Source organism: Synechococcus sp. CCAP 1479/9, assembly GCF_019038535.1.
GTDB lineage: Bacteria > Cyanobacteriota > Cyanobacteriia > PCC-6307 > Cyanobiaceae > Cyanobium.
This window is the reverse complement of the sequence record NZ_JAFKRK010000029.1, coordinates 17258-38083: the sequence shown is the minus strand read 5'-3', so window position 1 is coordinate 38083 and position 20826 is coordinate 17258. Positions and strand designations below refer to the sequence as shown.

General features: G+C 72.9%; 24 protein-coding genes. 13 read left to right on the top strand and 11 right to left on the bottom strand.

From position 1 onward, the window contains the following. Position 1 precedes the first annotated feature (1 nt). Together KUG38_RS12840 and KUG38_RS12835 are read right to left on the bottom strand one after the other, a co-directional pair. On the bottom strand, positions 2–370 hold the full coding sequence (locus KUG38_RS12840) for a cytochrome c oxidase assembly factor Coa1 family protein (RefSeq protein ID WP_216922292.1): 369 nt from the start codon (positions 368–370) through the stop codon (positions 2–4). A 75-nt stretch (positions 371–445) separates the two neighbouring features. After that, a complete protein-coding gene (locus tag KUG38_RS12835; protein WP_094586776.1) occupies positions 446–874 on the bottom strand; it encodes a hypothetical protein in 429 nt (142 codons plus the stop codon). A gap of 179 nt (positions 875–1053) precedes the next feature. On the opposite strand from KUG38_RS12835, the gene KUG38_RS12830 reads away from it, so the two are divergent. Genes KUG38_RS12830 through KUG38_RS12815 form a run of 4 tightly spaced genes read left to right on the top strand, consistent with a single transcriptional unit; the run spans position 1054 to position 4369 of the window. After that, positions 1054–2064, top strand: coding sequence for a sulfurtransferase (locus KUG38_RS12830; protein ID WP_353617811.1), 1011 nt, complete (start codon positions 1054–1056; stop codon positions 2062–2064). 29 nt (positions 2065–2093) lie between these two features. Beyond that, positions 2094–2237: a hypothetical protein gene (locus tag KUG38_RS12825; protein WP_216922288.1), complete on the top strand. Its 144-nt coding sequence runs from the start codon at positions 2094–2096 to the stop codon at positions 2235–2237. Between the two features lie 26 nt (positions 2238–2263). Continuing rightward, complete coding sequence (locus KUG38_RS12820) at positions 2264–3367, top strand: YeeE/YedE thiosulfate transporter family protein (RefSeq protein WP_216922286.1); 1104 nt, start codon at positions 2264–2266, stop codon at positions 3365–3367. Positions 3368–3388: 21 nt separating this feature from the next. Then, positions 3389–4369, top strand: coding sequence for a class I SAM-dependent methyltransferase (locus tag KUG38_RS12815; protein WP_216922284.1), 981 nt, complete (start codon positions 3389–3391; stop codon positions 4367–4369). On the opposite strand, the gene KUG38_RS12810 is transcribed toward KUG38_RS12815, so the two are convergent. Continuing rightward, positions 4366–5358, bottom strand: a complete 993-nt coding sequence (locus tag KUG38_RS12810; protein WP_216922282.1) for a zinc-binding alcohol dehydrogenase family protein — start codon at positions 5356–5358, stop codon at positions 4366–4368. The genes KUG38_RS12815 and KUG38_RS12810 overlap by 4 nt on opposite strands. Before the next feature lie 11 nt (positions 5359–5369). After that, positions 5370–5837 (bottom strand): hypothetical protein, encoded by a 468-nt coding sequence (locus KUG38_RS12805; RefSeq protein ID WP_353617809.1) that lies wholly within the window; start codon positions 5835–5837, stop codon positions 5370–5372. Positions 5838–5895: 58 nt separating this feature from the next. Here KUG38_RS12805 and KUG38_RS12800 point away from each other — a divergent pair, with 58 nt between their 5' ends. Next, positions 5896–8007 carry a bifunctional aldolase/short-chain dehydrogenase gene (locus tag KUG38_RS12800; protein WP_216922280.1) on the top strand — a complete coding sequence of 704 codons (2112 nt, stop codon included), beginning with the start codon at positions 5896–5898 and terminating at the stop codon, positions 8005–8007. Positions 8008–8148: 141 nt separating this feature from the next. Here the strand turns inward: KUG38_RS12800 and KUG38_RS12795 are convergent, their stop codons facing one another. Together KUG38_RS12795 and KUG38_RS12790 are read right to left on the bottom strand one after the other, a co-directional pair. Further along, positions 8149–9573, bottom strand: a complete 1425-nt coding sequence (locus KUG38_RS12795) for a sodium/glutamate symporter (protein WP_216922278.1) — start codon at positions 9571–9573, stop codon at positions 8149–8151. Then, positions 9570–11453, bottom strand: coding sequence for a S9 family peptidase (locus KUG38_RS12790; protein ID WP_216922276.1), 1884 nt, complete (start codon positions 11451–11453; stop codon positions 9570–9572). Before KUG38_RS12790 ends, KUG38_RS12795 begins: the two co-directional genes overlap by 4 nt. Before the next feature lie 85 nt (positions 11454–11538). Here KUG38_RS12790 and def point away from each other — a divergent pair, with 85 nt between their 5' ends. The 4 genes from def (at position 11539) to rpsU (ending at position 13557) form a co-directional block, all read left to right on the top strand. Further along, a complete protein-coding gene (gene def / locus KUG38_RS12785; RefSeq protein WP_216922274.1) occupies positions 11539–12144 on the top strand; it encodes a peptide deformylase in 606 nt (201 codons plus the stop codon). 4 nt (positions 12145–12148) lie between these two features. After that, positions 12149–12346, top strand: a complete 198-nt coding sequence (locus KUG38_RS12780) for a hypothetical protein (protein WP_015109112.1) — start codon at positions 12149–12151, stop codon at positions 12344–12346. Between the two features lie 133 nt (positions 12347–12479). After that, a complete protein-coding gene (locus KUG38_RS12775; protein WP_502988702.1) occupies positions 12480–13325 on the top strand; it encodes a DUF3747 domain-containing protein in 846 nt (281 codons plus the stop codon). 61 nt (positions 13326–13386) lie between these two features. Then, entirely contained in the window at positions 13387–13557 is a 171-nt protein-coding gene (gene rpsU / locus KUG38_RS12770; protein ID WP_006172073.1) for a 30S ribosomal protein S21, read from the top strand. Between the two features lie 328 nt (positions 13558–13885). Here rpsU and KUG38_RS12765 read toward each other — a convergent pair whose 3' ends face one another. Continuing rightward, complete coding sequence (locus KUG38_RS12765) at positions 13886–15424, bottom strand: YifB family Mg chelatase-like AAA ATPase (protein WP_216922272.1); 1539 nt, start codon at positions 15422–15424, stop codon at positions 13886–13888. A 56-nt stretch (positions 15425–15480) separates the two neighbouring features. On the opposite strand from KUG38_RS12765, the gene KUG38_RS12760 reads away from it, so the two are divergent. From KUG38_RS12760 to KUG38_RS12750, 3 genes are all read left to right on the top strand, one after another. Further along, positions 15481–15825 (top strand): histidine triad nucleotide-binding protein, encoded by a 345-nt coding sequence (locus KUG38_RS12760; RefSeq protein ID WP_216922270.1) that lies wholly within the window; start codon positions 15481–15483, stop codon positions 15823–15825. Positions 15826–15895: 70 nt separating this feature from the next. Further along, positions 15896–17917: an ABC transporter ATP-binding protein/permease gene (locus KUG38_RS12755; RefSeq protein ID WP_216922268.1), complete on the top strand. Its 2022-nt coding sequence runs from the start codon at positions 15896–15898 to the stop codon at positions 17915–17917. 4 nt (positions 17918–17921) lie between these two features. Further along, on the top strand, positions 17922–18140 hold the full coding sequence (locus KUG38_RS12750; RefSeq protein ID WP_216922266.1) for a CAB/ELIP/HLIP family chlorophyll-binding protein: 219 nt from the start codon (positions 17922–17924) through the stop codon (positions 18138–18140). On the opposite strand, the gene KUG38_RS12745 is transcribed toward KUG38_RS12750, so the two are convergent. From KUG38_RS12745 to psbX, 4 genes are all read right to left on the bottom strand, one after another. Next, positions 18141–18647 (bottom strand): TolB-like translocation protein, encoded by a 507-nt coding sequence (locus tag KUG38_RS12745; protein WP_216922265.1) that lies wholly within the window; start codon positions 18645–18647, stop codon positions 18141–18143. After that, positions 18644–19165: a TolB family protein gene (locus KUG38_RS12740; RefSeq protein ID WP_216922264.1), complete on the bottom strand. Its 522-nt coding sequence runs from the start codon at positions 19163–19165 to the stop codon at positions 18644–18646. Before KUG38_RS12740 ends, KUG38_RS12745 begins: the two co-directional genes overlap by 4 nt. Positions 19166–19220: 55 nt before the next feature. Next, the gene (locus KUG38_RS12735) at positions 19221–20195 is read right to left on the bottom strand and encodes a Ycf66 family protein (RefSeq protein WP_216922263.1); all 975 of its coding nucleotides are present in this window, start codon (positions 20193–20195) and stop codon (positions 19221–19223) included. Between the two features lie 79 nt (positions 20196–20274). After that, a complete protein-coding gene (gene psbX, locus KUG38_RS12730; protein WP_094586637.1) occupies positions 20275–20397 on the bottom strand; it encodes a photosystem II reaction center X protein in 123 nt (40 codons plus the stop codon). A gap of 85 nt (positions 20398–20482) precedes the next feature. Here psbX and KUG38_RS12725 point away from each other — a divergent pair, with 85 nt between their 5' ends. Further along, positions 20483–20812, top strand: a complete 330-nt coding sequence (locus KUG38_RS12725; RefSeq protein ID WP_216922262.1) for a YggT family protein — start codon at positions 20483–20485, stop codon at positions 20810–20812. The last annotated feature ends 14 nt before the right edge of the window (positions 20813–20826 follow it).

Here is a 20826-nt window from a genome sequence, read left to right as displayed (position 1 = left end):
TTCAGAGCGAAGGGCGCAGCAGGCTGATGGGTTCGCCGGGCCCATCCGGCCGGACCGTCAGGGTGGAGTAGGTCCAGGTGCCGGCTTTCTGGCGGGCTTCCACGTAGAGGGTGCCACCGCCCCTGGGCCCCTGCAGGGGAATGGCCAGCTGGGCTTCCCCCGTGCCACCGGAGAGGCTGACATTGCCGGAGACGAGGAAGCCCCCCTGGATCGGTGCGCCCAGCAGGCCGATCACCACCGGATCCCGCTGGGCCTTGGCCAGGGCCTCCTTATAGGGCGTGGTGGACTTGAGAAGCCCGAACACGAGGCTGACGATCAGGGCGATGAAGCCGGCAACACCGGCCAGGCCCGTGAGGCAACCGGCCGGCACCAGCCACTTCCAGTGGCGGGCCCACCAGCTGGGGGCCGGGGTGCTGTCCGTGGGGTGACCCGGGTCCGTGACCCCTCAGAGCCCTTCGAAGCGGACGTTGAGGTTGAGCTGGTTGGGGCCGATGGCGGTGGCCTGCAGCACCAGGGCGGCGGCCTTGCCGTCGGCGGTGCCGTCCACCTTGGTGCCCGCCGGGGGATCGAGCACCAGGTTGAAGCCCCACGGGCCCACCACCGTGTTGATCTTGCGCTCGCTGTAGCCCTGCTTGGCCAGGGACGCCTTCACCTTGGCGAGCAGCTCGTCCGGCTTGCCGGGCAGCTGGGTGTTGAGGCTGGTCTGGCCGATGGCGTTGGCGGCGAACAGGCTGGCCGCCGGCTTGGGCAGCGGCAGCGCCAGGCCCTTGAGCAGCGATCCGGCCGGGGTGGCCAGGGCGGCCCCGCCGACCAGGGCGCCGGCTCCCACCAGCAGCGAGGTGGAGAGGGCCAGCAGGCGGGGACGCCAGGGCATGGTTCGGTCGCGGGATGGAAGAAAAGGTAGCCCGGAACACCAGGAGCGCCCCACTGTTGCTACGCCCACAACCAGAGGCGCCCACCGTTCTTCTAAGATCGGTTCATCGATCACCTTTGTGTTCAATGACGTTTTCCAGGGCCCGCCACTCCAGGCTCCGCCACTCCAGGCGTCTGCTGGTGTCCGCCGCGCTCGGTGCCGCCGCCGCCATCACCACCGCCACCACACTGGGCTTCGGCAGCTCCCCCGCCACCCAGGCCCAGGCCGCCGCTCCCGCCCAGGCCAGCGCCGCTGTCACCACCCTGGCCGCGGGGGGCACGAACTTCCAGGTGTTCTCCCCCGAGCAGGCGGCCGACGCCGCCCGCTCGGGCCGCTGGAAGGTCCTGGATGTTCGCCCGGTGCCTCCGCTCTCCTACATCGGTGGCCACGTGCCCGGCGCCGTCCACCTCTCCGAGCAGGCCTTCCGTGGCCCCAACGGCCGCCTGCCGTTCCAGATCTGGGGTCCCACCAAGCTCGCCAGCCTCCTGAGCGAGGCGGGCATCTCCAACCGGGATTCGGTGCTCGTCTATTCCGACGGCAACGACGTGCTCGGCACCGCCCTCGTCTCCTACATCCTCGAGAAGAGCGGCGTGCGTCAGGTCGCGATCGTCGATGGGGGCCTCAGCGGCTACAAGGCGGCCGGCCAGAGCACCACCAAGGCGTTCCCCACCTTCCAGGTCGGCAGCTTCCGGCCCACCACGGTCAAGGGACTGGCCATCACCCTCAAGGAGCTGCAGCCCCTGATCGGCCGCAGCAACGTGGTGATCATCGACCCCCGTCCCAAGGCCCAGTTCGAGGGCACCGACCAGACCTTCATCCGCAACGGCCACATCCCCGGGGCCAGGAACATCCCCTGGCAGGCGTTCACTGAAGCGAACAACGCCGATGAAACGAAGAAGAACGCCCACAAGCTGAAGTCCGCCGAAGAGCTCCGGGCCCTGCTCGTCAGCCGCGGCATCACCCCCGACAAGGAGATCATCATTTCCTGCAGCACCGGCCGTGAGGCCAGCCTGCAGTTCCTCACCCTCAGGCACGTCCTCAAGTACCCCAACGTGCGGATCTATGAAGGCTCCTGGACCGAATACAGTGCCTCCAATTTGCCGATCGCCGTTGGGCCGGAAGGCAGTCCGGCCCTGGTGAGCAGCCGCTGATCCCACCTCCAGCTCCACCCCGTTTCTCCATGGCCATGCCCCTCCTTCGCCAGGCCACCCGGCTCTTCTCCCTGGCCGGCGTGCTGCTGGTGCTGCTGCTCCCACCGGCCGCAGCCCTCGCCTGTGACACCGGCAGCGAGTCCCCATCCCAAACCAAAGCGAAGAAGCGTTGAGGCGTTTCCCGTCTGCCGCAATCACCGTGGCCCCCGCCGTGGCGGTGGCCGCGGCCCTGGCGGTTCGGCAACCCACTTCGGCCCTCGTCTGGGGGCTGGGCTGCGGCCTCGGCCACGCCCTGGTCCGCTCCGGCTTCGGTTTCGCCTCCGGCTATCGCCGGCTGATCGTGCGGCGGGATCCCCACCCGGTCTTCGCCCAGCTGCTGCTGGCGGCGCTGCTGGTGATCGCCATGGCCCTGGTGCTCACCGCCGAGCCCCTCACCGGCCTGCAGCCGAAGCTGCTGGCCACCCCCCTCTCCCTGCCCTTCCTGGCCGGGGCCTTCCTGTTCGGCATCGGCATGGAGCGGGCCCGGGCCTGCGGCTGCGGCACCCTGGCGGCCACCTCCCGCGGCGGCGGCGGCGTGCTGGCCGCCCTGATCGGCCTGATCGTCGGCGCCTTCCTCGGCACCCTGCACGCCCCGCAGCTGGCGGCCCTGCCCCTGCCGCGCCTGCCGTCCCCGGTCGGCCTGGAGCTCTTCGGCCTTCTGGGAGCCCTGACCCTGCAGCTCGCCTTCATCGCCCTGATCGCCGTGCTGCTGATGCGCTGGAGCGGCCATGCCCCCTGGCGCTCCCCCAGCCGCCGGCTCTACGGCGGCGCCATCGCCGTCGCCCTGCTGGCCACGGGCCTGCTGCTGGTGACGGCCGAGCCCTGGAAGGTGCTCTGGGGCCTGGCCCTCAGTGGCGCCCACGCCGCCCAGGCCCTGGGCTGGGATCCAGGCAGCAGCCTGTTCTGGTCAAGTCCCCGGGGCCAGGCCCTGCTGGCGGGGCCGGAGGCCTGGCTGTTCAACGAGGCCGTGCTCGTGGATCTGGGCCTGCTCTATGGCGCCGTCGCCACCGCCCTGGCCGAGGGACGTTTCCGCTGGCGCGGTGAGCGGTCCGAGCCCCTGCCGGACCTGGCCCGGCGTGGCTTCGGCGGCCTGCTGATGGGCTACGGCGGGGTGCTCGCCTCGGGGTGCAACGTCAATGCCTTCCTGGGCGGGGTGATGAGCTTCAGCCTGCACGGCTGGATCTGGCTGGCGGTGGCCCTGGCGGGCTTCGCCGCCTCGCTGCGGTTGCGCCCGGCGCCGGGGGCCGCAACGCCGTCAGACTGAGTCGCCGCCCCTTCGCCGTCCATGGCCCAGGCCCAGCCTGCCGCTCCGGCCCTGACCGCCGCCGCCCCGCCCCCCAACTGGGTGGCCTCGCGCCATCCCCTCGGCTGGCTGATCGACCGGCTGCTGGCGGTCGAGCCCCTGCGGCGGCTGCTGTTCCTGCAGGCCCGCCAGCTGATCATCCGCACCGCCGAGCGCCGCGGCATCGCCTGGCGGGCCCGTCGCGAGGAGCTGGTGCGGCAGGCCGAGCCGCTGCTGGCCAGCAGCACGGATAGGGCCACCGCCACGCCGGCCTACTACCGGGCCCGCTTCCACGCCTACCAGGAGGGCAACCTCTGCTGGCAGGCGGCCGGTGAGGCGGAGCAGGCCACCGATGCCATGGCCCTGCGGGTGTGGCCGGGGGAAACCCTGGAGCCCCAGGACGCCCAGCGGCGGCTGAGGGACGCGATCTTCGCCGCGATCGAGCCCAGCCTCACCGGCCCGGTGGGCAGTGCCCTCGACATCGGCTGCTCGGTGGGCGTCGGCACCCTGGCCCTCAAGGACTGGCTGGAGCGGCGTGAGGGCACAGGCGTCGCCGTCGACGGCCTCGACCTCTCCCCCCAGATGCTGGCGGTGGCCAGGGTCCGCGACCCCGGGGGGCGGATCCGCCGCTGGCACCACGCCGCCGCCGAGGCCACCGGCCTGCCCGCGGCCAGCGTCGACCTGATCACCCTCCAGTTCGTCTGCCACGAGCTGCCCGCAGGCGCCACCCAGGCGGTGCTGCGGGAGGCGGCCCGCCTGCTGCGGCCCGGCGGGGTGGTGGCCCTGGTGGACCAGGACCCGGATTCGGCCGTGATCCGCCGCCTGCCGGCCCCGATCGCCACCCTGCTCAAGAGCACCGAGCCCTACCTGGCCGACTACTTCAGCCTCGATCTGCCCAGGACCCTGGAGCAGGCCGGCTTCCGCGACGTGCGCCGGGAGGCCTGCGACCCCCGTCACCGGGTGCTGGTGGCGCGACTGGCCTAGTCCCAGCCCACCAGGGCGATCTTGCCGATCGTGCGGCCGGAGGCGAGCTGGTCGTGGGCGATCTCCAGGTTGGCGGCGTTGATGGGGCTGAGGGTGCGGCCCAGGGTGGGGCGCAGCTCGCCGGCCTCGAAGAGCGCGGCGAGGTGATCCAGGATCCGCCCCTGCTCCCCCATGTCGGCGGTCTGGAACTGGGAGCGGCTGAACATGAACTCCCAGGCGAAGGTCACGCTCTTGGCCTTGAGCAGGTTGAGGTCGAGGGGGCGGCGGTTGCCCACGATCGCCACGATCGACCCCAGCGGGGCGATCAGCTCGGCCATCACCTCCCAGTAGGCGTCGGTGTCGCTGAAGTTGGCGATCCGGTCCACCGCCGCGAAGCCCAGGGCGGCCAGCTGGGGGGCCAGGGGTCGGTGGTGGTCGACGACGTGGTCGGCCCCCAGCTCCCTCACCCAGGCGGCACTCTCCGGCCGCGAGGCGCTGGCGATCACCACCGCCCCGGCCCGGCGGGCCAGCTGGATGGCGATCGAGCCCACCCCGCCGGCGCCGCCGAGGATCATCAGACTGCGGCCCCGCCCAGTGCCACCGGCTGGATCAAGGTCGAGCCGCTCGAACAGGGACTCCCAGGCCGTCAGCCCCGTCAGCGGGACGCTGGCCGCCTCGGCCCAGGAGAGCCGCGCCGGCCTGTGGCCCACCAGCCGCCCGTCCACCAGCACGGCCTCGGCATTGCAGCCGGCCCGTCCCGCGTCGCCGGCGAACATCACCCCATCCCCCACCCGGAAGCGGCTCACCCGCTCCCCGGTCGCCGCCACCACCCCGGCGCCGTCCCAGCCCAGCTGCCGGGGTGGATCCCCTTCGCGCACGGCGGCCCGCAGCTTGGTGTCGATCGGGTTCACCGCCACCGCCTCGATCCGCACCAGCAGGTCGTGGGGGCCGGGGACGGGCTCCGGCAACGCCGTGTCCACCAGGGACGGGGTGGCGAGAATCGCTCTCATGGCGGGCGGGGTCAGTAGCGGCAGTAGCCCACCTCCCCCTTCAGGGGCGGTTTGCAGGGGAAGCGCAGCGGCACGAAGATCCGGTTGCCGTTGGCCTCGTTGGTGAGGGTGATATTGCCCTGGACGAAGAGCTCCCTGCGCCAGAGGCCCCCCAGCCGATCGCGCAGCAGGTCGCTGCCGCTGGCGTCCTTGCCCTTGGCGGACACCGCCCGGTAGGTCATCGACTGGCCGTCCTTCCAGCGGATCTTCAGGCCGCCGGGGAGCTGCTCATCCACGCAGGCCAGGGGCTTGTCGTTGTATTCGCAATCCTTCCAGCCGTCGCGGGGGATCTGGGGGGGCACCGGCTGCTCGGCCAGGGCGGGGGCCGCCACCCCGACCCCCACCGCCACACCCACCACCAGCAGCAGGGGCAGCAAGGCCCCGCCGGCCCACGGCTTCAGGACCTCGCGGCGGCAGCGGCGGCGGCGGCGGATGGACACGGGCAGCCCCTGGAGGATCGCTCCCCGTAGTCTCCCCCCAGAGTCCCCGTTTCGCCCCATGGCCGTGCAACATCGCTGGTCGGATGCCGCCGCCCGCGAGGCGATCGCCCGCTACGGCGACCAGGGCGTGGGCGAAGACCTGGCCCTGCGCACCTACTCCGCCCGGCTGCTGGGGGCCGACCCCGAGCTGGTGCTGCACGGCGGCGGCAACACCTCGGTGAAGACCACCGTGCACGGGCTGCTGGGCGAGCCGATCCGGGTGCTGTGCGTCAAGGGATCGGGCTGGGACCTGGGCACGATCGAGCCGCCGGGCCATCCGGCGGTGCGCCTGGAGCCCCTGCAGGCCCTGCGGGCCCTCGATGCCCTCAGCGATGAGGCGATGGTGGCGGCCCAGCGCCAGAACCTGATCGATCCGGCCGCCCCCAACCCCTCGGTGGAGGCGCTGCTGCACGCCTTCCTGCCCCACACCTTCGTCGACCACACCCACTCGATCGCCCTGCTGGCCCTGGCCGACCAGCCCGATGCGTCCGAGGTGTGCCGGGAGGTCTACGGCGATCGGGTGGCCCTGGTGCCCTACGTGATGCCCGGTTTCGCCCTGGCCAAGGCGGCAGCCCTGGCCTGGGAGGCCGCGGCGGCCGGCGGCAGCGAACCGGAGGGCATGGTGCTGCTGCAGCACGGCCTGTTCTCCTTCGGGGCGACGGCCGAGCAGAGCTACGACCGGATGATCGACCTGGTGCGGCGGGCCGAGGAGCGCCTGGCCCGGGGCGAGCGCTCGCTCCATGCCGTGGCCGTGCCGGAGCGCCCGGCCCCTGCGGCGGCGGTGCTGCCGGTGCTGCGGGGCGCCCTGGGCCGGGCCGCCGTCGCCGCCGGCGTCCGTCCCCACTGGATCCTGGCGCTGCGCGACACCCCCCTGGCCCGCGCCATCAGCGACGACGCCCGGCTGCCGGATTGGTCCGGCCGGGGCGTCGCCACCCCCGACCACGTCATCCGCACCAAGGCCCGGCCCCTGGTGCTGCCGCCGCTGCCGTCCGGCGGCGACGGCCCGGCCCTGGCCGCCTGGGGCAAGGCCCTGGAGCAGGCCCTGGAGGCCTACGCGGCCGAGTACCGCGCCTACTTCCAGCGCCAGAACGCCGCCGCCGGGGGCGTCAAAAAGGCGCTCGATCCCCTGCCGCGGGTGGCGGCGATCCCTGGCCTGGGGCTGGTGGGCATCGGCAAGTCGGCCGCCGAGGCGGCCACCGTGGCCGACATCGCCGAGGCCTGGGCCCAGACCCTGCTGGCGGCGGAAGCCATCGGCCGCTTCGCGCCCGTCAACGAGGCCGACACCTTCGCCATGGAGTACTGGAGCCTGGAGCAGGCCAAGCTCGGCAAGGCGGCCGAGAAGCCCCTGGCCCGCCAGGTGGTGCTGGTGACCGGCGGCGCCGGCGCCATCGGTGCCGCCACAGCCCGCGCCTTCGCCGCCGCCGGCGCCGAGGTGGCCGTGCTCGATCTCGACCGGGAGGCGGCCGAAGCGGTGGCGGCCACCTGCGGCAAGCGGGCCCTCGCCGCGGCCTGTGACGTCACCGACCCGGCGGCGGTGCGGGCCGCCGTCGCGGCGGTGGCGGCCCACTTCGGCGGGCTCGACATCGTCGTGAGCAATGCCGGGGCCGCCTGGACCGGCCCGATGGCCACCCTGGCCGACGCCGACCTGCGGGCCAGCTTCGAGCTCAACTTCTTCGCCCACCAGAGCGTGGCCCAGGCGGCCCTGGCGGTGTTCCGCGCCCAGGACCGCCCCGAGGGCGGCGGCCGCCCGGTGCTGGGGGGCCAGCTGCTGTTCAACGTCAGCAAGCAGGCCCTCAATCCGGGCCCCAACTTCGGCGCCTACGGCATCAGCAAGGCGGCCCTGCTGGCCCTGGTGCGCCAGTACGCCCTCGAGGAAGGCGAGGCCGCCGTGCGGGTGAACGCCATCAATGCCGACCGCATCCGCTCCGGCCTGCTCGACGACACCATGATCAAGGAGCGCTCCGCGGCCCGCGGCCTCAGCGAGGAGCTCTACATGGCCGGCAACCTGCTGGGGGCCGAGGTGCGCGCCAGCGACGTGGCCGACGCCTTCGTGGCCCTGGCCCTGATGCCGCGCACCACCGGCGCCGTGCTCACCGTCGATGGCGGCAATGTGGCGGCCATGGTCCGCTAGGCGCGCCTCCCGGCGCGACGGTGAGGTGAGCGCGCCTATCGGCGCGACGGTCCGCTAGGCGCGCCTCCCGGCGCGACGGTCCGCTAGGCGCGCCTCCCGGCGCGACGGTCCGCTAAGCGCGCCTAACGGCGCGACGGCCCGCTAAGCGGCGGCCCGGGCGCGCGCCGCCAGCCAGAGGCCCAGACCGCTCCAGAGCACCACCAGGCCCAGGCAGAGGCCGGTCCAGGCCGGCAGGCCCCAGCCGTCCACCACCAGCGGGGCCACCACGGTGATCACACCCCCGGCCAGCAGGGGCTGGAGCAGCAGCTGCTTGATCGAAAAGGCCGTCACCGCCTGACTGCGGTCGCCCGGGTCGGCCATGCGCAGCAGCAGCAGGCCACTGGCGGCCACCCCGGTGGCCTGGCCGAATTCGATGATCGCCCGCTCGAACCAGTCGGGCGGCAGGATCCGCGGCGCCAGCAGCAGGATCACCCCCAGGTTCCAGAGCAGGCCCACCACCGCCAGCACCGTCAGGGGAATCCAGTCGTGGGCCAGCAGGCTCAGGTCCAGGCAGGCGGTGGCGGCGGTGATCAGCAGATCGGCCGAAAGGGTGCCGGTCCGCCCCTGGATGGCTGTGGAGACCCACTGGGTCTGGCCGCTCTTCTCCAGGATCAGGCGCACCAGCAGGGAGCCCACCAGGGCCAGGGGGAACACGGGCAGGGCATCGATCACCAGGGCGAAGACCCCGCCGCTGGCGTCGGCGACGACCCGCAGGGCCGCCAGGGCCCCGCAGCCGAACAGCACCGCCACCCCCGCCAGGCCCAGGTTCACGGCCCAGTCGGCGAGCTGCCGCCACAGCGCCGGCACCTCGACGGTGCCCTCCTCCATGGGCAGATCCACCGACACCTCCTGCAGGGGCGGTGTCTCCCCTTCGACGATCGCCATCGCTTCCTCGATCGGCAGCGCGTCGGGGAACTTCAGCCAGCCCCGGGCCCGACCCAGCACCACCAGCAGACCGCCCACCACCGTGGACACCAGCAGCCCGACGGTGGCCATGGCCAGCCCCAGGGCCTGGGCCCCCTCCAGCCCCAGTCGCTCATAGGTGGGCCCCATGGCGGCGGCCGAGCCGTGGCCACCCTCGTAGGCCACCTCGATCAGGCAGGCCATCACCGGGCTCACCCCCAGCCAGGGCTGCAGCACCAGCAGCACCGCCAGCCCCCCCACCAGGAACTGGCCGAAGGCCAGGGTCAGGGCCAGCAGCACCTGGGCCGAGAGCGGACGCCACAGGCCCCCCAGCTTCGGCAGCGGCTTGCCCAGCAGCAGGGTGGCGAACACCAGGGTCAGCAGGGGCAGGGGCAGCTGGTCCCAGAGGTCGATCACCCGCTGGGGCAGCAGGGGCAGCAGCCCGGCCGGGGCCACCACCAGCCCCAGGCCGCCCGCCAGCAGGGCCTCCGGCAGTCCCCAGCGCTTCATGCCCAGCAGGCCGCCGATGCCCGCGCCGATCAGCAGCAGCACGGTGAGGGCGGCCAGGGCCAGCGCCAGCCACTCCACCCGATCCACCACCCCCGGTACCAGCGATGCGATCACAGGTGGAACTGGCGGCGGAAGAAGGCTTCGGTGGCCTCGAGCACCGCGGTGCGCACACCGCGCTCACGGAAGCCGTGGCCCTCCCCGGGAATCAGGTGCAGCTCCGTCTTCAGTCCGCGTCGTTGCAGGGCATCCACCATCCGCTCACTCTGACTCGCCGGCACCACCCGGTCGTCCTGGCCATGGAAGAACACCACCGGCGCCGTGATCCGCTCCGCATGCCCCAGCGGTGAGCGCTCCTCGTAGAGGGCCCGGGCCCCGGGCCAGGGGCCGATCAGGGTCTCGGTGTAGCGGGCTTCGAAGCGATGCTCCACGGCCAGCAGGGCCTGCGGATCGGTCACCGGGTAGCGGACGGCGCCGGCCGTGAACACGTCGGTGAAGCACAGGGCCGCCAGCACCGTGAAGCCCCCGGCACTGCCGCCCTCGAACGCCACCCGGGCCGGGTCGGCCCGGCCCGCCGCCACCACGGCCCGGGCGGCGGCGGCGCAGTCGGCCACGTCCACCACGCCCCACTGGCCGTTGAGCCGCTCGCGGTAGCCCCGCCCGAAGCCGGTGGAGCCGCCGTAGTTCACATCCACCACCCCCCAGCCGCGGCTGGTCCAGAACTGGATGGTCAGATTCAGCCCCGTGCCGGCCATGGCGGTGGGGCCGCTGTGGCCCTTCACCAGCAGGGGGGCATCGCCGCGGCTGCCGCCCCGGGGCGGGTAGTACCAGGCCTGGGTGGGCGCCCCGCCATGGCCATCGAACCAGAGGGGTTCGGGGAGGCTGATCGCCTCGGCCACCAGCGGCGCCGGGGCGGCCGGCGTGTGCTCCCAGGTGCCGCTGGCCGTGTCCAGCTCCAGCAGCCCCTGGCCGATGGTGGGGGCGGCGGCCACCGCCACCAGCCGGCCCGCTTCGGCGCCCAGGGCCGCCAGGTCACTGAAGGGCAGGGGGATCGGCTCCCAGGGGCCGCCGTCGAGGCCCAGCCGGCCCAGTTCCCAGCGCCCCTGGCGGCAGACCGCCGTCAGCAGCCCCGTGCCGTCCCAGGCCGTGGTGCGCAGGCCATAGACCCACTGCGGCGTGCCGAACTCGGCCTCCATGGGACACAGCGGCTGCCAGCGGGGCGGGGTGTCCGGCCCCAGGGCGGCCACGTCCGCCAGCCGTTCCAGGTTCCACCAGCCGCTGCGGTCGTTGGCCACCACCAGGGAGCCGTCGTCGAGCCAGAGGGGCTGGAACACCGAGAGCCCCTGGGGATCCCCGGCCGCCGAGCCGGCGATGGGCCGTGCCTGGCCCAGCTGCCCGGCCGCATCGATGGCCGCGAGCCAGAGCTGGCTGCGCTCCCAGGGCATGAACGGCTGCTCCCAGCTCACCCAGGCCAGGTGGCCGCCGTCCGGCGCCAGCACGGCGTAGCCGCAGAAGTCGGCCGGCTGGTGCAGCAGCTCCGGCTCACCCCCCGCCAGGGGCACGCCCACCAGCCGGTCGAGGCCGTCCTGCTCCATCACCCCGATCCAGCGATCGTGCCGCCGGTCGATCAGGCCATCGGCGAAGGCCCGCGGCCGCTCCGGGTCGGGGGGGGCGGTGAGCCGCCGGGGATCGCCTGCGGCCGTCGTTGATTGGGGGCCGGCCAGGTCGAGCCGCCAGAGGCAGCGGTCGCCGTCGTCGACGAACACGACCTGATCGCCCGCCACCGCATAGGCGCCCCCGCCGTATTCATGCACCCGGGTGCGCAGGTTCCAGGCCCCCGGGGTCAGATCCACGGCCGCGTCGCCGGCCCCGCCCCGCCCCATCAGGGTGGTGCGGCCCCGCTCGTCGGGTCGCTGCTCCAGCCAGAACAGGCGCCCCCCCTCCAGCCGCGGTTCGGCCACGCCGGCTGTCCGGCCGACCGCCAGCTCGGCGGGCAAAGGCCCCGTGTCCCGCCATGGCTGCGCCCCCACCGAGTCCTCCGCAGGCTGCTTCTAGAATCCGCCCATCGTTTCAGGTGACGACTTGGCCCGCAGCTTCGCCCAGATGGCACGGTCGGCCGAACAGGGCGGCAACTCCGTGCTGGTGCCGAAGGTGCCGGTGGAGCGGCCACCCCTGGAGATCCACAAGCTGGGCTCGAAGGAGCTGCGGGCCCCGGCCCGGCGGATCAGCAAGGTGGATGCCTCGATCCGGGATCTGGCCCGCGACATGCTGCGCAGCATGTACACCGCCAAGGGGATCGGCCTGGCGGCGCCGCAGGTGGGCGTGCATCGTCAGCTGCTGGTGATCGATCTGGACCTGGAGGAGGCTGCCACTCCGCCGCTGGTGCTGATCAATCCGGAGATCACCGCCGCCGGGGCCTCCTTCAACACCTACGAGGAGGGCTGTCTCAGCATCCCCGGGGTTTACCTCGACGTGGTGCGTCCGTCGGTGGTGGAGGTCAGCTACCGCGATGAGACGGGCCGCCCCCGCCGCCTCAAGGCCGACGGCCTGCTGGCCCGCTGTATCCAGCACGAGATGGACCATCTCAATGGCGTGCTGTTCGTCGATCGGGTCACCGACGAGCTCAGCCTCAACGAGGGCCTGCAGCAGCAGGGCTTCCGCCGCTCCGACGTCCAGTCGATCCGCTGATCCCATGCCGATGAAACCCCTGGCCGGCCTCTTCCTGGGCCTGGCCTGCCTGCTGGGCATCGCCGCCACCGGCTCGATCTTCGAGCTCTCCTACGGCGACCCTGATCTGGGCGTCCAGGCCACCCGCTGGATCCTGGCCGGCAGCCTGCCGGGCACGGTGCTGGCCCTGCTGGTGGCAATCCGGATCAACAAGCCCGCCTGAGCACGCTGCGGTCCGTCTGCGGTCCGGCTGCGCCCCCGCTGCGACCCCCCGGCCGGCCCGACAACCGGCCGGCCGATTGGGACACATGGGCTGGTTTCCGGTGGTTGCCGTTCATACGATTCAGGCCGCTTCGATGAACGCCGTGACCCTCCCCGTGCTTCCCCGCGCAGGCCTGGCGGCCCTGACGGTGCTGGCGACAACCCTGGCCACCGCGGGCCCCGCTCCCGTCCGCGCTTCCGCCCTGTTCGCCGCCGCCGAGGTGGACCAGCAGAACTTCCTGATGGTGGCGGCCCCCATCGGCACCCGGGGCGAGAAGGCCCAGCTCAACATCTACGAGCAGCTCAAGCCGGTGCGCCCCTGCTTCGAGGTGGGCGCGGGCCTGCCGTCTCCCGTGAACCCCCTGCTGGCCACCTTCGACTTCACCGGCATCTGCAACCGCTACATCGACGCCAACGGCTACTCGGTGCGGGTGGGCGGCCAGGACCTGGCCACCTCCTACCGGCTGATGGTCACCCGCAGCGGTGGCGACATGCTGCTGCTGGCCTTCCCCACCAAGGCCGGGGCCGGCCCTGAGATGGTGGTGGCCCGCACCCAGGGCAGTGCCCCCGGCTTCCTCAAGCTCCACCTGGAGCCGGGCTGGCGACTGATGCGGCGCCAGTTCGGCGGCCGCAACCTCGGCCACCTGTACGTCTATGCCGACAGCTGGCCGGGAACGGCGGCCACCGCCGCCCAGCCCGCCACGAGCACTCCCGCCCTGCCGGCCCAGCCCGCCGCCGCTACGGGCACGCCGGTACCTGCCGCCGCCGCCCCGACCACCCGGCCTGCTGCATCAGTCCCCAGCAGCAGGCCCGCCGCAGCCGGGCGCCGGGTGCTTCCGTCGACGACCCGCCCCACGGCCGTCCCCCCCGCGACGGAGTCGGCTCCGGCCGCCGCCCAGCAGCCCGTGGCTCCGCCGGCCATCCCCGCCACCAAGCTCTGAGGCGGGGCCCCGAAGCCCCGCTTGCTAGGGTGCAACGCTGCGAACGTCTCAGCAGTACTTCATGACCCAGGTCACCGTCGGCGAAAACGAAGGCATCGAATCGGCCCTGCGCCGCTTCAAGCGCCAGGTGTCCAAGGCGGGCATCTTTGCCGATCTGAAGCGGCTGCGCCACCACGAAACCCCCACCGAGAAGTACAAGCGCAAGGCCCAGCAGCGCCGCCGTCGCCGCTGAGCCTGGCCTTGGGGGGCACCGTTTCAGGTGCTTCTACCTGTTGCCCTGACCTCCGCCCGGCTCCAGGCTGGAGGGGCCATCGCAGCAGGGTCCATGGGCCATCCGGTCGCTTCCACCGCAGGCCACGCGCGGTCTGGTTCAGCGCTTGAGCGTTTCGGCCACTGGTTGTCGGAGACGATCAACCACGCCTGGGGGAATCCGGGTGAGGAAGCCCAGCACCGGCCGCCCCTGATCGGCGTGCAGCCCTACAGCGACAGCCCGCCGCGGCGCCGGCGCCGCTGAGGGCATCCTTCCCTGACGTCAGCCCTGGCTCGGTCGAGCCACGCACTCAGTCGATCCGGTCGAAGGAGCGGTAGCTGAGGGCCTCGGCGATGGCGCCGCTGGCCACCCGCTCCTCGCCGGCCAAATCGGCGATGGTGCGCGCCACCCGCAGCACCCGCTCCGCCCCCCTGGCGGAAAGGCGCCGCTGGCTGATGGCGCGCTCCCACAGCGCCAGGGCCTCCGGCGCCGGATCCACCACGGCGGCCAGGGAGGGGCCATCCAGCTGGCCGTTGGCGGCCCCCTGGGGGTTGCGCTCGCCCATCCGCCGGCGCGCCGCCGCCACCCGTTGCGCCACCACCGCACTCGACTCTGCGGCAGAGCGCGGCCCATCCGACGCCCCGCGGTAGGCCCCGCCCAGCTCCCGGGCCTCCGGGCGGCGCATCACCACCTGCAGGTCGATCCGGTCGAGCAGGGGCCCGGAGAGGCGCCCCCAGTGTCGGCGTCGCTGGGCCTCACCGCAGCGGCAGCTCTGGCTGGGGTCGCCGTACCAGCCACAGGGGCAGGGGTTGGTGGCCGCCACCAACAGGACCCGGCTGGGGAAGCGGCAGCGCTGCCGGGCGCGGCTGATCCACAGCTCCCCCTCCTCCAGGGGCTGGCGCAGCTGGTCGAGCACCTCCCGGCGGAACTCCGCCAGCTCGTCGAGGAACAGGACCCCGTGGTGGGCCAGGCTCAGCTCCCCCGGCCGGGGCAGGGCGCCGCCGCCGATCAGGGCGGCGGCGGAGCAGCCGTGGTGGGGGCTGCGGAAGGGGCGCTGGCGCCGCAGGCCGGCCCCTTCCCCCAGCAGCCCGGCCAGGGAGTGGAGCTGGGTGACCTCCAGGGCCTCGTGGTGCGCCAGGGGGGGCAGCAGCGTCGGCAGCCGCCGGGCCAGCATCGTCTTGCCGCTGCCGGGCGCCCCCACCAGCAGCAGGTGGTGGCCACCCGCCGCGGCGATCTCCAGGGCCCGCCGGCCATGGGCCTGGCCCCGCACCTCGGCCAGATCGGGAGCGGCCAGCGGCGGCTCCGGCGGAACCGCCGCCGCGGGTGCCGCCGCGCGCTCCGGATCCCGCAGCAGGGCCACCACCTCCCCCAGATGGTCGGCCGCCCAGACGGGCAGCCCCTCCACCAGGGCGGCCTCGGTGGCATTGGCCGCCGGCACCACCAGGGCCCGGGCCCCGTGCCGGCGGGCCGCCAGGGCCAGGGCCAGCACCCCTCGGATCGGCCGCAGCCGTCCGTCGAGGCCCAGCTCCCCGGCGCTCCAGATCCCCTCCACCTGGGCGGCCGCCAGCTGCTGGCTGGCCACCAGCAGCCCCAGGGCGATGGGCAGATCGAAGCCTGGGCCCGCCTTGGGCAGGTCGGCGGGGGCCAGGTTCACCACCACCCGGGTGAGGGGCACCCGCAGGCCGCCATTGCGCAGCGCCCCCCGCACCCGCTCCCGGGACTCCTGGGCCGCCGCATCCGCCAGGCCGACCACCCGCAGCCCGGGCAGCCCCGGGGCGATGTCCACCTCCACCGTCACCGGCAGGGCCTCCACGCCCCGCAGGGCCCCGCTGCTGCACCGTGCCAACATCCCTTCGGAGCCCACTGCCCGTCCAGTGCCACCTCCCGACCACTCCGCGGCGTCCCATGGCCAGCAGCGACACCATCTTCGGCCGCATCCTGCGCGGCGAGATTCCCTGCCAGGAGGTCTATGCCGACGACCTCTGCCTCGCCTTCCGGGATGTCAATCCCCAGGCGCCGGTGCACGTGCTGGTGATCCCCCGCGAGCCGATCCCCCAGCTGGGGGAGGCCACGGACGCGCACCAGGCCCTGCTGGGCCACCTGCTGCTGGTGGCGGCCAAGGTGGCCCGGCTGGAGGGACTCGAGAGCTGGCGCACGGTGATCAACAGCGGCGCCGAGGCCGGCCAGACCGTGTTCCACCTGCACCTGCACGTGATCGGCGGCCGCCCGCTGGCCTGGCCGCCGGGCTGATCACCGGCTGCACACCGCGGCCCCGGCCGGGTCGGGCCGGCGGTGAGAATGGCGCGATCCGCCCACGCCCATGACCCCCCTGAAGGCCCTTCGCGAGCAGCTGGGCAAGCTGCAGCGCCTGGCCCAGCCCTACTTCCTGCCCCTCGATGAAGGCGGCGGCGGCAGCGGCCAGTTTCTGCTGCTGGTGGTGGCCCTGCTGGCGGTGGTGGTGGGCTTCACCCTGCTGCTGCTCACCGGCGTGGTGGCGGCGGCCGGGGCCTGGATCCCCGAGCTGCGCAACCGCTTCCTGCCCGGGGTGCCCGAGCAGGTGGCGGCGGTGTGGAAAGGGCCGATCGGCATCGTGATCATGGTGCTGTTCGCCGCCGGCCTGGGCGCCTTCATCAGCCTGCGGGCCAAGCTGCGCCAGGGGCGCTGGCTGCCCTGGCTGCTGCTGGGCATCATCGCCCTGCTGATCCTGGTGATCAACGGCATCAACGTCGGCATCAGTTTCATCGCCCGGAACATCGAGAACGCCCTGGTGGCGTACAAGGCGGAGGAGTTCTGGAAGATTGTCGCGATCTACGCCTTCTGCCTGGTGCTGGCGCTGCCGATCCGCGCCATCCAGAGCTACCTGATTCCCAAGCTGGGGCTGCTGTGGCGCGAGTGGCTCAGCGGCCGCATGCTGGGCCGCTACCTCACCAACCGGGCCTACTACGTTCTCAATCCCAACGATGAAAGCGTTGAGGAGATCGACAACCCTGACCAGCGGATCTCCCAGGACGCGGCCAGCTTCACCGCCACCAGCCTGAGCGTGACGGTGGAGATCATCTCCGCCCTGCTGACGTTCTTCAGCTTCATCATCGTTCTCTGGAGCATCAACCAGACCCTGGCCCTGTGGCTGCTGGCCTATTCGGTGGGCGGTACGGCCCTGATCGTGTTCGCCAGCCGCAAGCTGGTGAACCTCAACTACCAGCAGCTGAAGCTGGAGGCCGATTTCCGCTATGGCCTGGTCCACATCCGTGACAACGCCGAATCGATTGCCTTCTACCGGGGTGAACGGCAGGAGCAGAAGGAGGGGGAACGGCGGCTGGACGGGGTGATCGTCAACTACAACCGTCTGATCATCTGGGAGGCGCTGATCAGTGTCATCCAGCGCTCCTACGACTACTTCTCCCGCTTCCTCCCCTGGCTGGTGATCGCCCCGATCTATTTCGCCAAGGAGGTTGATTTCGGCGTCTTCGGGCAGGCCAGCATCGCCTTCTCCCAGGTGCTGTTCTCCGTCAGCTACATCGTCAACAACATCGACCGGCTGGCCGCCTTCTCCGCCTCCATCAGCCGTCTCGAGGGCTTCCAGGGCAAGGTGGAGTCGATCAGCGCCGAAATGGCCGAGTTCGTGGCCGCCGAGCAGGCCTCCGCCGGTGGCGCCATGGGGGCGGGTGCCGGCGCGGTGCGCCCCGAATCGATCCTGGTGAGCCATGTGGATCTGGTGCCGCCCCGCACCAACCGCCTCCTGGTGCAGGACCTCAACCTGGAGGTGACCGCCAACCAGCGACTGCTGGTGGTGGGCCCGTCGGGCTGCGGCAAGACCTCCTTCCTGCGGCTGGTGAGCGGCCTCTGGCCGCCTGCCGCCGGCAACGTGCAGCGGCCGCCGGTGGGGGAGCTGATGTTCATCCCCCAGAAGCCCTACATGCTGCTGGGCAGCCTGCGGGAGCAGCTCTGCTATCCCCAGCCCACCGACCGCTTCAGCGACGAGCAGCTGCGCCATGTGCTTGAGGAGGTGCGCCTGCCCGAGATGGTGCACCGCTATCCCGACCTCGACATCAAGCAGGACTGGCCGCGGCTGCTCTCCCTCGGCGAGCAGCAGCGCCTGGCCTTCGCCCGCCTGCTGCTCAACTCGCCCCGGTTCGTGGTGCTCGATGAGGCCACCAGCGCCCTCGACGTGGCCACGGAGAAGGCGCTGTACGAACTGCTGGTGGAGCGGGAGATGGCCTTTGTGAGCGTGGGCCACAGGCCCACCCTCACCGCCTACCACGACACGGTGCTCGAGCTGGATGGCAACGCCGGCTGGCGCCTGCTTCCGGCGGCCGGCTATACCTTTGGCCGCGAGGACTGATCCGATGAGCGACCCTTCCGCCACCCCGTCCGCCGACGGGCCCCAGGACACCGCAGTCCCGCCCGCCCACAGCGCCACCACCTCCGAGGTGCCCGCCTTCGGCTGGAGCGGCTACGCCGAGCGGGTCAACGGCCGTTTCGCCATGCTCGGCTTCGTCGCCGTGCTGCTGGTCGAGGCCCTCAGCCACGACACCTTCCTGCACTGGGCGGGCCTGGTGCCCTGATCAGGGCACCGCGATCAGGTCCACCTGCCACTGGCCCTGGCGACTCACCTCCACCGCCAGCTCCCTGCCATCGGCCCGCAGGGACACCCGCCGGGGCACGCCGGGGGGCTGGAGCGGCACCGGCTGCAGGGCCATCAGGTTGCGCCGGTAGAGCACCAGCTCGGTGCGCCCTTCCAGCTGGCGCACCAGGGCCAGCCGCTCGCCGCGACCATCCACCGCCACGCTCAGGGGCTGGGCGTCGGGGCGCTCCAGCCCCGGCAGGGGCACCGGCTGCTGGCGCTGCAGGTCCACCAGCTCCACCCGGTCGCGGCCGCCCCTGCTGACGATCAGGGCCAGCCAGTCGCCGGAAAGGGAGGGGGCCCGGGCGGGGCCGGCGGCCTCGAGGCGCTGGTTCAGCCCCACCAGGGGCTGAGGGAGGGGGCCCAGACAGCCTGCCAGCACAGCCGGCAAGGCCACCATCACCGCCACCGCTGCCGTCCCCATCCGCCGGCCGGCCCCGGCTGTCATGGGGCCTCACCCGGCGCGCCCCGCACGGGCAGACCGGCGGGCAGGTCCGGCTCCAGCAGGGCGGTGAGGTCGTACAGCTGCACCCGGGAGCGGCCATCCCCCTCGGTGGCGATGGCGATGCGGCGGCCGTCGGCGGCCAGGCTGAGGCTGTCGGGCGCCAGGCTGCCCGGCAGGGGCAGGCGGTGCAGCCGTCCGGTGGCCCGATCCTCGATGACCACCCGCCGCTGGGGGCCCTCCTGCACCAGCAGGGCCAGATAGCGGCCGTTCCAGCTCAGGGACGGGGAGCGGTGCGGCTGCAAACGCTGCAGGTGGCGCAGGGGCAGCACCGTGCCGGAGGGCTGCTCCTGCAGCAGCACCGTGTCGCGGCCGTCCCGGCGCACCACGCTGGCCAGGACGCGGCCGTTGCCGCTCAGGGAAGGATCCTGGCGGTCAGCACTGCCCCAGCCCACCGGACCGGCGCTGCGGCGGCCCCAGCTCCAGCTGCCGCAGCCGGAGAGCAGCAGGGCCAGGAGCGCCACGGCCAGCAGGGGCAGGCGGGTGCCAGCGGGGCGCCCCAGCCGGCAGGGAGATAGTTCAGTCGTCGAAACGGGAGCTGTTGTCCCTGGCGGTGGAGGGGCGAGCGGGCGGCTCTGTCGCCGGCGGTCGGGTCTCAGGGGCCGGGGGCCGGGGCCGGCCGCTGGCCATCGGCGAGAAGTCGGCATCACTGACGTCATCGGCGGCGCCGCCGCGGGAGCTGGGGCGGATCGGGGTACCCATCGGGGTTCCCGGCGGACCGGCGGCCGCGGGGCCGGGCTCACGGCCCGTCGGGGCGGTGCCCCGGCGGGTGGAGCGGGGCACCGAATCGGCCGAGGCCACCGGGCGGGAGCCGCGGCGGGGTTCCGGGGCGCTGTCACGGTCACGGCGACGGGCGCCGAAATCACTGGTGGCGGAACGGCCCTGGCCAGCTGGGCTGTAGCGGCCGGCGGTGCGGTCCGGGCGGTCGTCGAGGGGGGGACGTTCGGGGCGGCCCGAGGGGCGCTCGCCCCTGGGGTTGTCCCAGGCGTCCGGCTCGTCGCGACGGCTGGCGGCCCGCTCGGGGATGGCGGCCCGGCTGGGCCGGCGCGGCCGGTAGAAGTCGTCTTCGGGTTCCTCGCGGGAGGGGATGCGACGCCGCAGGGGTTCGGGTTCATCGAACCGGTCGGGCTCGTCGTCCCAGCTGCGGCCACCGCCGAGGCCACCACGGGGCCGGAAGGGGGCGGCGGGCTCCTCGTCGTCGAAGTAGGAGGAGCGGCGGGCCTGCTCGGTGGTCACCCCCCGCAGCCGGACGCTTTCGTAGGCGAAGAAGACCGTGGTGCCGGCCAGCAGGAACTGGCCGAACTGCAGGATCGGATCCAGGCGCCAGCCCTGGAAGAAGAGGATGCCGCCGCAGAGCAGGCCGATGGCGGCGAAGAACACGTCGTAGTCCCGGGCCAGGGCCGGCTTGAAGCTCCTCATGAAGTAGAGGAAGGCTCCACCGACCGCCAGGACGATGCCGACGATGCTGGCCCAGTTGAGGCTGGCGTTGACCACGGCGGTTCACCCGGGCGACGGGCCCCACTCTAAGGACCGCGCCCACCGTGTCATCGGCAGGCGCAGGGGGCCGGTCGGATCAGAGGCGCCGGTCGAGCTGGTCGTTCTGGCTGATCAGCACCAGGGCGATGGAGATGGGGATCACCACGATGACCGCGCCCCAACCGAGGCTGCTGAGGAAGTTGGCGAGGGAAGGGGTCATGGCAGTGGTTCGCGCCGGACAGCTCGGCGGATCCTAGGCAGTGACGGCGGCTTCCTACGATCCGGGTTCCGACGCTTAGAGCTTTGTGACGGCCCCGGCCCTTTCCGCACCGGCCCTGCTGCCCCTGCTGCACCTGGCCCTGGGGCTGCTCCTGGCGGGCTGGACCCTGCTGTTCCTGTTCCGCATCGTCCTCACCTGGTACCCCGGCATCGACCTCACCAAGGGGGTGATGCGGATCGTGGGTGCGCCCACCGAGCCCGTTCTGGCCCTCACCCGCCGCCTGATCCAGCCCATCGGCGGCGTCGACGTGACCCCGGTGGTCTGGGTGGGGCTGATCAGCCTGCTGCGGGAGCTGCTGGTGGGTCAGCAGGGGCTGGTCACCCTGGCTTTGCTGCGCAGCCAGGCCGTGGGCTGAGCTGGTGTCCGGAG